Here is a 14,192-nt window from a genome sequence, read left to right as displayed (position 1 = left end):
TGTTCACACCCTTAAAAATAGCTGACCTTGATGTGCTTGCCCATCTCTCCCAGAGCCTTTGAGAGCTCCTGCACAAGGTTCATCTTGATGTTGAAATTTATCGGCAGTTCCGGATTCTGATGGGCGGGATTAATTGCCCTGCCAACATAGAAGTTTATATCCGTGGCTTCCTCGAAAAGCATTCTGCTGATGAGTGATGCACCGTCCCTGCCGTGGCTCCATTTTTCATATAACAGATTTTCGCCGATATGGTCTTTTGCATATTCAAGCACTCGGTTGACGGTTATGACACCCTCTGTCACAAGGTCAACGCCCTCGATAGTCGCTATGGGAGGAACATCGCTGTGCTCAAAGCTTAGACTTGCCACCAGCGGCTTTTTCAACCATTGTGAAGCAATTGTCGAGGTAGTACCGCCGCAGATTATATGTTTGCCCTCTTTCGAGAAAAACAGGCTCATCATTCTGTCGCAGTCGTCTTTGTTTGATGGCGGACCGAAGAGTATGTTCATCGGCACGCGACGGCGTATGCGGACAACGCAGGCGGTGGTATCATCACCGGGCTCGTGTCCGTAGAGATTGTCGCACTCATCTACAAGTATGGTAGAGAGGGTCTTTGCGGTATACCCCACAGGTGCCAGCATCTCCATAAATGCAGCGATATCCTCCCGTTTCCAGCCGAAATTGTAAGCCAAGCCTATACCCGCATGGGGACATCCATCACTCATGGATATGATAAGATCATTCTCCTGTAATCTTATCTCGGAGCGGTATATCTTCTTGCCGCCAATGTTCATTTCCGTTCTGGGATAGTCGCAAACTTTTTCATTGCGGATAAGTATGCTCAGAGGATTATCATACTGTATCAGCACAGCAGTTTCATTATTGATGATGTGGATTATGGTGAAAGTCGAATACGCAACTCCTCTTACCGAACATATAGGCAGAGTTCCCGCGATAGTTGAAACGCAGTCTTCAAGCGGAAGACCTGCTGCAAGCATGGTGGAGATAATCTTTGAGGTAAGAGTCGAGAGTATGCTCGCCTTTACGCCGCTGCCGAGACCGTCCGCAAGGACTATAACTGTGGAATCGTCATTCTCCACGATATCGATATGGTCTCCGCACAGCTGTTCACCTGCATGGTTTATGCTTTTGAATCCGATATCCGCACACAAGTTATTCATCCTGCATCGACTCCTTGAGCTTTGAAAGCGCTATCTTCGTTTCGGCAGTAGTTTCGCCGAGAAGCGACGCTATCTCCTGAACTATCCTCATCTGCTTCTCAATTACCTTATCGGCTACCTCGATGGTATTTCGGCTTATCTCTTCCTTTTTGCTGCGGGCATTTTCCTCATCGGTAACATCACGCATGATACAGATGAGCATTTTGCTCTCACGGTCAAGGACGATAGTGCGCTCGGCATACCTCTGGTATTCGGTAAGGAATATCCTTTCGTTGTAAACGCCCTTGCCTGTCCGCCTTACTTCCATAAATATCTTAGGGTCGAGTATACGAACCACCTGATCACCAAGTACATCGGAAGCATAGCGAATATTCATCATTTCCATAGCAGCTGAGTTTATCTGCTGAACTTCCAATGAATCATTCAGAACGATGATGCCATTTGGAGTATTTTTAACAATAGTATCGGAGAAGCTTTCAGCCTTGTCTTTCAGGAAAGGCAGGCACATGGATATATCCGCCTTGCCCTGATATATAGCTATGGCTTTCTCGCGGCAGGTATTGTATCCGCACGAACCGCAGTTCAGTTCATCGGAAGTATCAAACTTGCCCATCTGCGCCAGTATCTGACGTATCTCAGGTTCGGTGGGCTGTGCATGACCAAGGTCAATCAGTGTGAACTGCTTTTTCATATACAGCTTGTCGGGCTGTTCAACGTCATAATCCTTCGAGCCTGCATATCTCGCAATCAGCATCTGATCTTCAACGGGAGTATAGCGGGCATTTTCCATAACAGGACCACCTATACAGCTTCCCTTACAGGCTGACATTTCGATGAAGCATTTATGTATGCTTCCCTTTTCAAGCTCACGCAAAACGGATATACACTTTTCGATACCGTCTATGGCGATATATGTGTAATCGGGCAGGTCGCAGTCCATGGTTTTAAGTATGCCACCAGCCGTAGGGAAAAATCTTGCTCGGCTATTTTCATCAGCAGAAAATTCCCGCTCTATCTCGATGTTTTCTTCTTTCAGCCAAACTGAAAGTTCCTCAAAGGTGAGCACAGCATCAACTGTATCGCCGTAATGCTGGGCTTCATCCTTTTTGGAAACACACGGACCTATAAAGACTGTCTTTGCATCGGGGATGCGCCTTTTGATATCTGCGCAGTGCGCCTGCATTGGGGAAATAACATCTGCAAGCATCGGCAGAAGATCGGGGAAGTACTTCTGTATCAGCAGGTTTACCGAATGACAGCAGGATGATATTACAACGTCCCTGCTTTCTTCTTTTAGTATCCGCTCATATTCACGCTTTACATGGGTCGCACCCACAGCTGTTTCTTCAACATCATAAAAGCCAAGCTTTTTCAAAGCTTCACGCATCTGCTCAATGCCCGCTCCGTCATAATTGGCGATAAAAGACGGTGCAAGGCTGACAACAACAGGCGAACCGCTCTGGAGAAGCACCCTTACTTTCTCCGATTCATCAACTATCTGCTTTGCATCCTGTGGACAGACTACCACGCACTGTCCGCACAATATGCACTCCTGTTCGATGATGTGCGCCTGATTGCCCGAAAATCTTATGGACTTTACAGGGCAGTATCTGATGCATTTATAGCAGTTTTTGCAGTTTGATTTTTTTAATGTTAAGCAGCTGCTCATAGATGATTAACTCACTTTCCTATACGGCTCAATACAGCGTTCTTAAAAAACTCGGTGAAACCCTCGGGGGTCACACCTGTATATACTTCGTCATCAACAGTGATAGTCACACCCACACGATTACACTTGCCTGCACAGAAACTGCCGGCAAGTGTAACTTCGTTTTCAAGATCATGGGTCGATATCGCCTGTTTCAGCAGCTCTATCATATCCTCCGAACCTTTCAGGTGGCATGATGAGCCGACACATATCTGAATGATCATGTTTTATTTTACCTTCTGCTTTATCTCTTTCTCGAAGAACTCTCCCACAGTTTCGGGAGATACCGAGTAGAACTCATCATCAACAGTAACGCATACACCCTGCTGACATTTGCCCATGCAGAATGTTCCGCCGAGCTTTACCTTGTCTCCGAGATCCTCTTTTGCGATAAGATACTGAAGCTGCTCGACTACCTGACGCGAGCCTTTCAGATGGCAGGAAGAACCAATACATACAGTAACCTTCATATTTAGCACCTCACATATTACATATAGTCTACAACGTCTACCCAGGAGAGCAGGAACTCACGCTCTTTCTCGTTGCCCTTTACCGACTGCGAAGCCGCAACGATAGGCATCCACTTCTGAACATACTGCTTTGCGGTATTGCTCTTTTCGCAGAATATATCAAGATACATATCTGCGCCCTCAATATCGCCGTCAAGCCAGAAGCAGAGGTATGTTCTTGCTGCATCTGCGGAAGCATTGCCCTGTGTAGCGTGTGCCCAGTCTATGATATATGGAGTACCGTCCTCAGTGATTATAACATTTGAGGGATTGAAGTCGCCGTGGCAGAGCTTGTAGTGCTTTGGCATACCCTCAAGTCGTGTATGCAGATCATATCTTGTGGTAGCATTCAGGTCTGTCTGACTGATCTTACTGTTCATCTTGTCTTTCAGCTTTCTCAGCATGGGACAGACTTTAGAGTGTATATCCAGCTGGATATCAACCAGCTGTTCGATATACTCTCTCTTCTTTTCGGGCTGCTCCTCCATCATCTGTGCAAGAGTCTTGCCATTTATATATTCCGATACGATAGACCATTTACCGTCGATCATCAGCACTTCTTTAAGGCGGGGCATATTGATGCCTGTTTCCTCAACCATGGACTGATTCAGTGCTTCGTTCAGCACTTCAGACTTCTTGTATGTATCATTAAATACCTTTATGCATTTGTCACCGTCACGATACACCGTCTTAGTATTTCTGACAGCAATTACACGATCCAGATTCATATTCCATCCCTCCGTTTATACTCTTTTTTTGCCGCTGCTTACTGCGCGGTTGAAAGCCTGCTTGAAATCCTCGCTGCTGTCAGCACTGTCTATCTGACCTGCATCGGGCTTCTCGGTCTCAACGAAAGTTCTGCCGTAGTATACGTTCATGTATATCTGCTTCAGCTCGCTGATGAGAGGATATCTGGGGTTAGCGCCTGTACACTGATCGTCAAAGGCATCTCTTGACATCTTGTCGAGAGTAGCGAGGAAGTCTTCCTCGGATATACCGTATTCAGCGATGGTCTTTTTACAGCCAACAGCTTCCTTGAGTTCTTCTATCTTATCGATAAGACTGTTTACAAGTTCAGCGTCACTGCTGCCCTGTATGCCAAGATATCTTGCTATCCTTGCATACTTAGCGGCAGCCTGAGGATATTCGTACTGAGGGAAAGTACCCATCTTAACAGGAACATCGGAAGCGTTGAATCTGATGACTTCGCTTATTACCAGTGCACAGCAGATACCGTGGGGCAGGTGGTGATATGCACCCAGCTTATGTGCCAAAGAGTGACCTATGCCAAGGAAAGCATTAGCGAATGCCATACCTGCCATAGTTGCGGCATGAGCCATATTCTCTCTTGCCCTTACAGCTGTCTGACCGTTTTCAACGCATTCGGGCAGATTATCAAAGGTCATTTTCAGAGATTCGAGAGCAATACCGTCAGTAAAGGGTGTTGCCATTACCGATACCAGAGCTTCAAGGTCATGCACCATGCAGTCAAGACCGGAAGCAGCAGTCAGACCCTTGGGAGCGCTCATCATCATATCAGTATCAACGATAGCCATATTAGGCATAAGTTCGTAATCGGCAAGAGGATACTTGTGACCTGTCTTGTCATCGGTGATAACTGCAAAAGGTGTTACCTCCGAACCTGTACCCGAGGAAGTAGGAACGCATATGAAATATGCCTTTTCGCCCATCTTCGGGAATGTGTATATTCTCTTTCTGATATCGACAAAACGCATCGCCATATCCATGAAGTCTGCCTCGGGGTGTTCATACATCACCCACATGATCTTTGCAGCGTCCATTGCAGAACCGCCGCCGATTGCGATTATAACATCAGGCTCAAAGCTTCTGATAGCCTTTACACCCTCCATAGCACAGGCAAGTGTTGGGTCTGGAGCAACGTCGGAGAATGTCTCGTGAGTGATGCCCAGTTCATCCAGCTTGTCTGTAACAGGCTTGGTGAAGCCGTTCTTGAACAGGAAGCTGTCAGTGACGATGAATGCCTTCTTCTTGCCCATGACCTTATCCAGTTCATCAAGAGCAACGGGCAGACAGCCCTTCTTGAAATACACCTTTTCAGGAGCTCTGAACCAAAGCATATTCTCTCTCCTTTCGGCAACTGTCTTTATATTCAGCAGATGCTTTACTCCAACGTTCTCGCTAACCGAGTTTCCGCCCCATGAACCGCAGCCCAGTGTGAGGGATGGTGCCAGTCTGAAATTGTAAAGGTCGCCGATACCGCCCTGAGAAGAGGGAGTATTCACCAGTATACGGCAGGTCTTCATTCTCTCGCCGAACTCGGAGAGCTTTTCCTGCTCGCGTACAGCATCGAGGTAGATAGAAGCTGTATGACCGTAGCCGCCGTCAGCGATGAGATGTTCTGCCTTGCCGAATGCGTCCTGAATATCGGAAGCCCTGTACATAGCAAGTACGGGAGAAAGCTTCTCGTGAGCGAATTCCTCGGAGATATCAACACTCTCAACTTCACCGATGAGTATCTTTGCGCCCTCGGGAACTGTCACGCCTGCAAGCTCAGCGATCTTAGCGGCTGACTGTCCAACGATCTTAGCATTGAGAGCGCCGTTGATGATAATGGTCTTTCTCACCTTGTTCAGCTCATCGGATTTAAGGAAGTAGCAACCCCTTGCAGCGAACTCTGTCTTGACTGCGTCGTATATACTGTCAAGAACGATAACGCTCTGCTCGGAAGCGCATATCATTCCGTTATCAAAAGTCTTGGAATGGATTATGGAGTTCACAGCAAGCAGGATATCCGCGCTGTCATCGATTATGGCAGGAGTATTTCCCGCGCCGACACCCAGTGCAGGCTTACCGCTGGAGTATGCAGCGTGTACCATTCCGGGACCGCCTGTTGCCAGTATGATATCAGCCTCTTTCATCAGCATATTTGTCATTTCAAGGCTGGGTATATCTATCCATGCGATTATATCTTCGGGAGCGCCTGCTTCAACTGCGGCTTCAAGAACTACCTTTGCAGCTGCGATAGTGCTCTCCTTTGCACGGGGGTGAGGGCTGATAATGATACCGTTCCTTGTCTTCAGGGCGATAAGAGATTTGAATATCGCAGTGGAAGTAGGATTGGTGGTGGGTATTACCGCACCGATCACACCGATAGGCTCAGCAATCTTCTTTATGCCTGCCGATCTGTCCTCTTCAACAACGCCGCAAGTCTTTGTATCGCGGTACTTGTTGTATATGTATTCGCTGGCATAGTGGTTCTTGATGACCTTATCCTCAACGATACCCATTCCGGTCTCTGCAACAGCCTGCTCTGCAAGGTCTATCCTTGCGCGGTTTGCTGCGGTGGCAGCAGCAAGGAATATACTGTCTACCTGTTCCTGAGTGAAGGACGCCATCTTTCTCTGTGCTGCCCTTACTCTTTCAAGGGCGGCTTCAAGCTTTTCAACGCCGTCAACGATCTCGTACTCTTTCTTTGCCATTGAACTTTCCTCCGTATCATTTCCTAAGTTTCATGGTAAGATGTGCCAGTGAAAGCGCCAGATTTTCCTGACACACTGTTATATTCTCGGGGACATTCAGAACTGTTGGCGCAAAATTCCAAATCGCCGTTATACCGCTCTTTACCATAATGTCACAGACTTCCTCCGCACAGGCGGCAGGCACCGTGATTATTCCCGCATGGATATCATAAAGCCGACAGTAGTTAGTAAAGTTATCCATGGGAAGTATCCTGTCGCAGAGCAGACTTTTGTCCACATCAAACGCGGCAGATATCTTGATGCCGTATTCATCGAAACCATCGAAATCCAGCAGTGCTTTGCCCAGCTTTCCCGCGCCTACTATAACAACCGGGGTAGCCGCCTTTCTTCCAAGGACAGCTTCAAGCGCCGCGATAAGCTCGGTTGTCTTGTAGCCTATCTTGGGTTTTCCTGTACCGCAGACTGCGTTAAGGTCTTTTCTCACCTGAACATCCCCCAGCCCCAGCGCCCTTGATATCTCAGCGGCGGAAATATTCTCGCCGTGATCACCTGTCCTCAGGTAATCCAGATATATGGGCAGTCTGCCCAGCGTAGCCTTTGAAAATACCGGTTCTTTCACTTTCTCACCTCCGATGCTTCAATTATATCACCCTTTTTATGATAACGGAATAACCAAAAAAGTATATCGATATTATCTTTACCGATATAACCCCTATCAATAAAAAAACACAGCTCTCCTTTTACGGAAAACTGTGTTAAAGTTCGTATTTACGCGACCCTGTCAATCTTTCGGAAAATAAGCCCTCTTTGATTCAATAAGCGCAGTGATGAATCTGCGGTCAAGATCAGTAAGGTTATATCCTTTACGATATATCAGCACATCTTTGTACTGACGCTTGTTGTCGATGCACTTTTTCTGCACAAGACCGTAGATATCCAGCACTCTGTCAGGCAGGGGCGACACCCACATATATGTCTCGGGATTAAGGGACAGTAAGTCGAACTGACTTCCCCTTTCAAAAAGGAATATCCTCCTGCCAATGCTGTCAAGCAGCTCTTCCTTTTTGACGTTTGAAAGTGGCAGTGACGGCACATAGGGGTCGGCGTGGGCTATCTCTATCATATTCGTGAGATCTCCGAAGTGCACTTCGTCCAGCGATGCCAAACTGCTCTCCTTACTTGCCACCAGCATATAGGAAAACTCGGCTATGAGCTCGTACTCCAGTCCTTTTTCTTCCAGCGATCGTTTGAAATACTTATCGTATACGGAGGCATACCTGATTATGCCAAGGCTGTAATTGGAATCAAAAATATTATCTATGGCACGGTGGGCATTAGTTTCGTAATAGAAAAGCTCTGCCGAATCCCCTGTGATAGTTCGGGAAAACTCTGCAAAGGCTTCTGAGATATAGCTCGCCCTGGGAACAGAGATGGAAAACTTCTGCTTTTTAGGCACACCCTGACGGTATATCCGCTCAACATCGTCTATCTGGTCAAGTATCTTACGGGCGTATCCGATAAACTCCTCGCCCTCGGGAGTAAGGTTCATGCCCTTTGATGTTCGTGAAAATATAGTTATGCCAAGGTCGGCTTCAAGCTCCTTAATGCTTCGGCTGAGGTTCGGCTGTGCTATCAGCAGTTCTTCCGCCGCCTTGTTTATCGAGCCTATTCTAGCCACCTCAACAGCATATTTCATATGTATGATATTCATAAGTTCACCCCAGTCAATTTTGTTTATTATATCATCATTCCGTAGAGATGTCAATATCATCATAACCGACAATATCTCCCCCAAAAAATGATCAACAAAAAACCTCGCAAACAAATCGTTTACGAGGTTTGAATGGTGCAGGTAAGAAGACTTGAACTTCCACGAGGTTGCCCCCACTAGCACCTGAAGCTAGCGCGTCTGCCTATTCCGCCATACCTGCATTTTTTATTTTGTTTTTGTTGTGTCCCTCACAACAGTATCTATTATATCACAGTCATCCTATAAAGTCAACCCCTTTTGAAAATTTTTATCTTAAACCTTTTGTGAATTAGTTATTCTTAAAATATCTTATTTCGCGACAAATTTTAGACACCACACATAACAAAATGCGCGGTGTCTTATCATTTACAGATATTTAGGTCTAAGCGATATCGTTTCCGGTCATTATGACTTTCATAAAGCCTTTCTTCTTGCTCAGCATTCCTATAACGAAAACGCCGATAACGCTTACACAGATAAATTCGCCGAGGGAAACGTAAACGACGCTCTCCCAGAAGGACAGACCTTGTATGAAATGCAACTCGGCGGCGACTACAAAACCATTTATCACCACAGGGAATATCGAAGCGACCAACAGATTGATCTTTTCTCTGAATGCGTATATCAGCACAGCAGAGGCAAGTGTTGCCATTGAACCGAATCCAACATCAGCAAAGCCCAGCGAGCTCATCATATTTGAAATAAAGCATCCCACGGTCAGAGAGAATATATAATCCTTGTTGAAAAAGCACAGCAGTATCAGCAATTCAGAAAACCTCAGCTGTACCTGATCATAGGCAAGCGGTGCGCACAATATGGTCAACAGCACGTACAGCGCCGTCATCACACCGATATTCATCATTCTTCGTGAATTGATAAGCTCCATCGCCAGCCCTCCATTTCAGCGTCCAGGATCACATACCCGTTCTTAAAAAAGCCGCCTGCCGCATAAAGCAGCAGGCTGACCGAATATTATACTTTGAATTAAGCCTTGCCAACAGAACCGAACAGTTCCATCTTCTCCTTGACCTTAGCCTTGATAGCCTCAAAGCCGGGAGCCAGCAGCTTTCTGGGATCGAAGCCCTTGCCCTGCTTGTCCTTGCCAGCCTCAACGTAGCCTCTTGTAGCGTCAGCAAATACCAGCTGGCACTCAGTGTTAACGTTGATCTTAGCAACGCCCAGAGAGATAGCCTTAGTGATCATATCATCGGGGATACCTGTACCGCCGTGCAGTACCAGAGGCATATCGCCAACAGTCTTGTTGATAGCCTCGAGAGTCTCAAAGCTCAGACCCTCCCAGTTATCGGGATATACACCGTGGATGTTGCCGATACCTGCAGCCAGGAAATCAACACCCAGATCAGCGATCTGCTTGCACTCAGCGGGATCTGCGCACTCGCCCTTACCGATAACGCCATCCTCTTCGCCGCCGATAGCGCCGACCTCAGCCTCGATGGAGAGACCCAGACCGTGAGCTACGTTAACGAGCTCAGTTGTCTTAGCAACGTTCTCGTCGATAGGGAAATGAGAACCATCGAACATTATAGAAGTAAAGCCTGCCTTGATGCACTTGTAGCAGCCCTCATAGGAACCGTGGTCAAGGTGCAGAGCAACAGGAACAGTGATGCCCAGAGACTTATCCATAGCAGCTACCATAGCAGCTACAGTCTCAAAACCGCACATATACTTACCTGCGCCTTCGGATACACCGAGGATAACAGGTGAATTCAGCTCCTGAGCAGTCAGCAGGATAGCCTTTGTCCACTCAAGGTTGTTGATGTTGAACTGACCAACTGCGTACTTACCAGCTCTTGCCTTATCAAGCATTTCTTTAGCATTAACTAACATTATAAAATACCTCCAAAAAAATAATTATGGATTTTTTGCCATATCTATTATACATCATATCGACATGGATTTCAAGTATATTTCCCTGATTTAACATTCTGTCTACATTTTCTTAACACGGTTAGTCACAACTGACTATCACACATATAACTAAGATCACAAAGCATTCCAGTAGACGAAGAATATCAGCACACAGCCCCAGGCATTGTCAGTCTCTTTCCTGACTATCAGCATACCGTAAATAAGTATGAGCGTACACACCATTTCAAGAAAAGCTTCGGAGGTCACACCTACCGCACCGTGAATAAGTATACACATCACAGCACAGACAAATGCGCCAACGTCCCAGAATCTGTATTTAGACGGAGCAAGCTCACTTATCTTGTCGCGTATCACCACATAGTTGAAGCCTTCAAAAAATCCCCAGAACAATGCGGTTATCAGCAGTCCGCAAACCTTCACGGGCAGACTTTTTTCAAGCAGCTGCGGTGTCATGGACACATCGTAAAACGGGAACCACTGGTGAACATGACCTCTTGCCAGATTATAGATGAAGTCTGGCACACAGCATAACAGGCTTAAAAGAAGAGCGGGCAGAAGATTTTTGGTGTTCAGCCCGAATTTCGTGAACTTCTCACGCCTTATGATACAGACTATCGTTATGCCAAGCCCCGCTATCGCAAACTGACCGCACAGTGCCGTCACGCACAGCCTTTTCATCAGCGGTTTGCTGAGGTCATATGAATATGCGTTTATTCTGTTTGCAAAAAGCAAGACCGCAAAACTCACCAATCCGATAATGATGAGATCTGCGATCAGCTGCTTTTTTCTTGCCCTATCAGGCTTTTTTATCGTTGTCTCCATTTTTGTTTATCACTTATCCTTTCTCCTCCAGACAAAGCCTGCACCCATACAAAGATACCAGCATACCCTTATGCTTTTCACAAGTCGGGAAATCTCTCAGGATATACTCCTTGCCGATCTCGGGGAACCATGACAGCCATTCGTTCAGCTCATCTTCATTTACATATTCCACCGTCATCTGATCGACGAGTTTACCGAAACTTTCGAGCCACGGTATAACAAGCTCTTCTATGAGCGGATATCTGCGCCTGTCCCACCAGAGCTTGGTTTTGGCAGCCTCTATACAGCGCAGTATGAACGCTTTCTCGCTTTCAAATCCTGCCTTTGTCCAGGGCATTTCCGCTATCTCAAAACCTACGTTGCCCATTCCGCATATATTCGTATGCTGTAGAGTCAGCCACATTATCAGCTGCTTTTCACGTTCTGTCTCAGCCAGTGCAGAACCAGCCAGGACTATCGCATCCAGGAACTCATCCGATGCCGCATTGCCTAAACGAAAACATTCTTCAACGGGCGAATTTCTGTGAACCATAAAAGTATTAGCCATATCACACCTCGTTCTTTCCAAATCGCATAAGTTTGTGTGCATCATAGTTTCGGTGCTGCCGCCATTCTATCCTAAGAACAGCAAATGTCCGTCACTGCCAATAATTATGAATTATAAATTATGAATTGCTCAAACCTCGTACATCTGAATGACCTTGCGTGCTACTTCAAGCTTTGTGCAGCGCATATCCATAGCTTCTTTCTCGATATACCTGTGCGCCTGCTGTTCGGTGAAGCCCAGATACTGCATCAGCGCCAGTTTTGCGCGGTTTACTGAACGTATCTCCTCCAGCTTTTTCTGTAACTTTATGTTTTCTGACTTTATGCCCAGCATACGCTTTCTTGCCGCCGCCGTGAACCTCATCGCACGGTAGAAAAGCTCGCGGTTCAGGGGCTTTGATATTACCATCGCGCCGACGTCTTCTACCTTGTCAGCAACATCTTCGTAAATATCGCTCTTTACCAGCAATACACACATGGCGTCCGAAGCGGAATAAACAAACTCTGCCAGATCGGAACCGTTCTCATCCGGCAGCGGACAGCTTACCACTATCATATCGAAATCCTGCTCCGATATTACACGCCTTGCATCGCGCCCCGTTGAAACAGTTGAGAACCTTACCCCGGGGAAAATCTCTTTCAGCTGACTTACAAGTGCAGATACGTGCTTGTCAGACCCTGCTGCTATAAGTATTCTGTCCAAAATTTCTCCCCCTTTCAAAATAACAGGCTTTAATTGTTTCTATCTTTAAATGAGCATTTCTGCTCTGTTCCCGATCAAGAAATATCATATTTCAGTTACTGCTTTCTGATCGGCAAAATGCTTTTCAAGAAGCTCCCGCACCGTACCCGGTGTGACACTTTCCTCGGTGTCACGAAACGGCACACATATCCTGACTTTCTTATCTTCGGAAATTATATTTATACGGTGACTTTCCTCAGTGACCCTGACGTACCAGTAGTACACTTTGTCATCGTAAACTATCTTGCGTTTTCCCTTTTTTGATACCATTACAGTGTGTAGAAGTATCTCACTGTCTCGAACATTTCCTTATTTTCGCAGACAGCATACTCCTTGGCTTCCTTTTCCTTTTCGCCAAGAACATGAGAGATAAGATTCTCGGAAAGCCTGTCTGCCAGGAATTCACTGCCCCTTGCCGCTTCTATGGCTTCATCGAGAGTAGCGGGTAGCTTTTCGGTAAGCTCCGCGATATTATCGAGCGAAAGGTCGGTAGCCGAGCAAAGTTCTTCACCGTTAAGCGCACCCTCAAGGGCGGCATAGATCACCAGACCCAGTGCAAAATACGGGTTGCAGGTATTATCGGGAGAACGGAGTATCATGGCATTCTCATCGGTGTTTATCATTGGCACTCTTACCAGCTGTGCGAAATTCTCGTGAGACCATGTGATATACTTAGGTGCACGGGATGTTCCAAGTCTGCTGTAAGAGCTTGCGGTAGAGTTCAGGAAAAGAGTTATCTCCCTGACCCTTTTGAGTATACCTGCAATCATGGACTTAGCTTCGCTTCCAAGATCACCTCTGCGTGGCATGAAAATATTCTCCATACCCTTCATGCAAAGCAGCATGATATGCAGACCAGAACCCGGTCTGTCGCAAAGGGGCTTTGGCATAAATGTAGCATACAGACCGTTTCTGTCCGCTACGGATTTTACAACGTTCTTGAATGTCACCAGATTATCCGCCGCATTCAAAGCGTTGGAATAACGGAAATCTATCTCGTTCTGACCCGGTCCGCTCTCGTGACGGGAGCTTTCGGGATAAATGTCCATCTGCTCAAGGGTCAGGCAGATATCTCGTCTCAGATTCTCACCCTTGTCAGCAGGGGCGATATCGCAGTAGCCTGCATAATCGTGAGGTATCTTGGTTATCTGACCATTGTCGTTCTTCTCAAAAACATAGAACTCACATGAAGTGCCAATCTGGAAATTATAGCCCTTTCCTCTTGCATACTCCACAGCATTTTTCAGGAAAGCTCTGCCGTCACCGTCAAAGACAGTGCCATCTGTGTATTTTATTGTACAGAAAAATCTCACTACCCTGCCCTGCTGAGGTCTCCACGGCAGCAACGCCAGTGTGTCGGGATCAGGGAAAAGCAGCAGATCGGTGCTTGAAAAATTCATAAAGCCGCTGAGCTTTGAAGCATCAAAAAGCAATCCCTTCTGGAATATCTTCGGCAGTTCCGAAGCGGGTACAGATATACTTTTGAGTGCCCCGAAAATGTCGCAGAACATCAGCTTTATAAACTTTACATCATTTTCCTCCACAAACTGAAGTACTTCCCTTTCGGTATATTTCATTTCACT

At 46.5% G+C, this 14,192-nt stretch carries 15 protein-coding genes and 1 tRNA gene; all 16 read right to left on the bottom strand.

The features are described 5' to 3' along the window. Positions 1-11 precede the first annotated feature (11 nt). On the bottom strand, positions 12-1,181 hold the full coding sequence (locus BM265_RS05925) for a SpoIIE family protein phosphatase (protein WP_074960636.1): 1,170 nt from the start codon (positions 1,179-1,181) through the stop codon (positions 12-14). Further along, positions 1,174-2,850 (bottom strand): [Fe-Fe] hydrogenase large subunit C-terminal domain-containing protein, encoded by a 1,677-nt coding sequence (locus BM265_RS05920; protein ID WP_074960635.1) that lies wholly within the window; start codon positions 2,848-2,850, stop codon positions 1,174-1,176. The genes BM265_RS05925 and BM265_RS05920 overlap by 8 nt, the downstream gene beginning before the upstream one ends. Before the next feature lie 11 nt (positions 2,851-2,861). Further along, a complete protein-coding gene (locus BM265_RS05915) occupies positions 2,862-3,113 on the bottom strand; it encodes a (2Fe-2S) ferredoxin domain-containing protein (protein WP_074960634.1) in 252 nt (83 codons plus the stop codon). 3 nt (positions 3,114-3,116) lie between these two features. Further along, positions 3,117-3,359, bottom strand: coding sequence for a (2Fe-2S) ferredoxin domain-containing protein (locus BM265_RS05910; RefSeq protein WP_002848998.1), 243 nt, complete (start codon positions 3,357-3,359; stop codon positions 3,117-3,119). Between the two features lie 17 nt (positions 3,360-3,376). Beyond that, on the bottom strand, positions 3,377-4,126 hold the full coding sequence (locus tag BM265_RS05905; RefSeq protein ID WP_074960633.1) for a phosphotransferase: 750 nt from the start codon (positions 4,124-4,126) through the stop codon (positions 3,377-3,379). A gap of 15 nt (positions 4,127-4,141) precedes the next feature. Next, entirely contained in the window at positions 4,142-6,859 is a 2,718-nt protein-coding gene (gene adhE / locus BM265_RS05900; RefSeq protein WP_074960632.1) for a bifunctional acetaldehyde-CoA/alcohol dehydrogenase, read from the bottom strand. A 16-nt stretch (positions 6,860-6,875) separates the two neighbouring features. Then, positions 6,876-7,478 (bottom strand): redox-sensing transcriptional repressor Rex, encoded by a 603-nt coding sequence (locus tag BM265_RS05895; RefSeq protein WP_074960631.1) that lies wholly within the window; start codon positions 7,476-7,478, stop codon positions 6,876-6,878. A gap of 162 nt (positions 7,479-7,640) precedes the next feature. Further along, on the bottom strand, positions 7,641-8,570 hold the full coding sequence (locus tag BM265_RS05890; RefSeq protein WP_074960656.1) for a LysR family transcriptional regulator: 930 nt from the start codon (positions 8,568-8,570) through the stop codon (positions 7,641-7,643). A 133-nt stretch (positions 8,571-8,703) separates the two neighbouring features. After that, positions 8,704-8,790, bottom strand: a tRNA-Leu gene (locus BM265_RS05885). A 201-nt stretch (positions 8,791-8,991) separates the two neighbouring features. Then, positions 8,992-9,495, bottom strand: coding sequence for a QueT transporter family protein (locus tag BM265_RS05880; RefSeq protein ID WP_074960630.1), 504 nt, complete (start codon positions 9,493-9,495; stop codon positions 8,992-8,994). Positions 9,496-9,593: 98 nt separating this feature from the next. Next, a complete protein-coding gene (fba, locus tag BM265_RS05875; protein WP_024857302.1) occupies positions 9,594-10,457 on the bottom strand; it encodes a class II fructose-1,6-bisphosphate aldolase in 864 nt (287 codons plus the stop codon). Positions 10,458-10,613: 156 nt separating this feature from the next. Next, on the bottom strand, positions 10,614-11,321 hold the full coding sequence (locus BM265_RS05870; RefSeq protein ID WP_081358375.1) for a hypothetical protein: 708 nt from the start codon (positions 11,319-11,321) through the stop codon (positions 10,614-10,616). A 13-nt stretch (positions 11,322-11,334) separates the two neighbouring features. Continuing rightward, positions 11,335-11,868: a hypothetical protein gene (locus BM265_RS05865; RefSeq protein ID WP_074960629.1), complete on the bottom strand. Its 534-nt coding sequence runs from the start codon at positions 11,866-11,868 to the stop codon at positions 11,335-11,337. A gap of 129 nt (positions 11,869-11,997) precedes the next feature. After that, positions 11,998-12,570, bottom strand: coding sequence for an ANTAR domain-containing response regulator (locus tag BM265_RS05860; RefSeq protein WP_074834933.1), 573 nt, complete (start codon positions 12,568-12,570; stop codon positions 11,998-12,000). Positions 12,571-12,654: 84 nt separating this feature from the next. Beyond that, positions 12,655-12,879 (bottom strand): hypothetical protein, encoded by a 225-nt coding sequence (locus tag BM265_RS05855; RefSeq protein ID WP_074960628.1) that lies wholly within the window; start codon positions 12,877-12,879, stop codon positions 12,655-12,657. Continuing rightward, on the bottom strand, positions 12,879-14,186 hold the full coding sequence (locus tag BM265_RS05850; protein WP_074960627.1) for a glutamine synthetase family protein: 1,308 nt from the start codon (positions 14,184-14,186) through the stop codon (positions 12,879-12,881). Before BM265_RS05850 ends, BM265_RS05855 begins: the two co-directional genes overlap by 1 nt. Positions 14,187-14,192: the final 6 nt, after the last annotated feature.

It is taken from the genome of Hominimerdicola alba (genome assembly GCF_900112155.1).
Lineage (GTDB): Bacteria > Bacillota > Clostridia > Oscillospirales > Ruminococcaceae > Hominimerdicola > Hominimerdicola alba_D.
This window is presented reverse-complemented; position numbering and strand designations above follow the sequence as displayed.

Bases quoted from the DNA above. Each gene is read 5' to 3' on its own strand.
- fba (WP_024857302.1), bottom strand. From the start codon at position 10,457: ATGTTAGTTAATGCTAAAGAAATGCTTGATAAGGCAAGAGCTGGTAAG.
- BM265_RS05880 (WP_074960630.1), bottom strand. From the start codon at position 9,495: ATGGAGCTTATCAATTCACGAAGAATGATGAATATCGGTGTGATGACG.
- BM265_RS05890 (WP_074960656.1), bottom strand. From the start codon at position 8,570: ATGAATATCATACATATGAAATATGCTGTTGAGGTGGCTAGAATAGGC.
- BM265_RS05850 (WP_074960627.1), bottom strand. From the start codon at position 14,186: ATGAAATATACCGAAAGGGAAGTACTTCAGTTTGTGGAGGAAAATGAT.
- BM265_RS05905 (WP_074960633.1), bottom strand. From the start codon at position 4,126: ATGAATCTGGATCGTGTAATTGCTGTCAGAAATACTAAGACGGTGTAT.
- adhE (WP_074960632.1), bottom strand. From the start codon at position 6,859: ATGGCAAAGAAAGAGTACGAGATCGTTGACGGCGTTGAAAAGCTTGAA.
- BM265_RS05910 (WP_002848998.1), bottom strand. From the start codon at position 3,359: ATGAAGGTTACTGTATGTATTGGTTCTTCCTGCCATCTGAAAGGCTCG.
- BM265_RS05915 (WP_074960634.1), bottom strand. From the start codon at position 3,113: ATGATCATTCAGATATGTGTCGGCTCATCATGCCACCTGAAAGGTTCG.
- BM265_RS05920 (WP_074960635.1), bottom strand. From the start codon at position 2,850: ATGAGCAGCTGCTTAACATTAAAAAAATCAAACTGCAAAAACTGCTAT.
- BM265_RS05865 (WP_074960629.1), bottom strand. From the start codon at position 11,868: ATGGCTAATACTTTTATGGTTCACAGAAATTCGCCCGTTGAAGAATGT.
- BM265_RS05855 (WP_074960628.1), bottom strand. From the start codon at position 12,879: ATGGTATCAAAAAAGGGAAAACGCAAGATAGTTTACGATGACAAAGTG.
- BM265_RS05870 (WP_081358375.1), bottom strand. From the start codon at position 11,321: ATGGAGACAACGATAAAAAAGCCTGATAGGGCAAGAAAAAAGCAGCTG.
- BM265_RS05925 (WP_074960636.1), bottom strand. From the start codon at position 1,181: ATGAATAACTTGTGTGCGGATATCGGATTCAAAAGCATAAACCATGCA.